Consider the following 394-nt stretch of genomic DNA (forward strand, 5'->3'; position numbering starts at 1 on the left):
GCTGCGTAGAGCCCCGCGGGTCCACCACCGATGATCGCGACTTTCATGGGAGCCTCGCCAATTCACCCTGCCATGAAAACTATTTTAAGCCTAAAATAATTTCTGACAAGCCCCCGTTCAGGCCTTCCGGCAGGAAAAGGCTGGTCAGTCGCCCCTGAAGACCGGATTGACCTTGTTGGCAAAAGCCTCGAAGGCACGCTCGAAATCAGCCGTCGTCATGCACAGGGCCTGGGCAACGGCCTCCGCTTCGATCGCTTCCTCCACCGACATCGCCCATTCCATGGCGAGCATCCGCTTGGTCATGGTGTTGCCGAAGGTCGGCCCTTCCGCGACCTGCTTGGCCAGCAACTGCGCCTGGGGCAGCACCTGCTACGGCGTGACGATGCGGCTGAAG

1 protein-coding gene is annotated in these 394 nt (G+C 60.2%); it reads right to left on the bottom strand.

The annotated features are described in order from the left end of the window. Positions 1–144: 144 nt before the first annotated feature. On the bottom strand, positions 145–366 hold the full coding sequence (locus tag V2J85_RS41000; protein WP_330824445.1) for a Clp protease/crotonase-like domain-containing protein: 222 nt from the start codon (positions 364–366) through the stop codon (positions 145–147). Positions 367–394 lie beyond the last annotated feature (28 nt).

The sequence above is a fragment of the Streptomyces bugieae genome, from assembly GCF_036352915.1.
Taxonomy (GTDB): Bacteria; Actinomycetota; Actinomycetes; order Streptomycetales; family Streptomycetaceae; genus Streptomyces; species Streptomyces endophytica.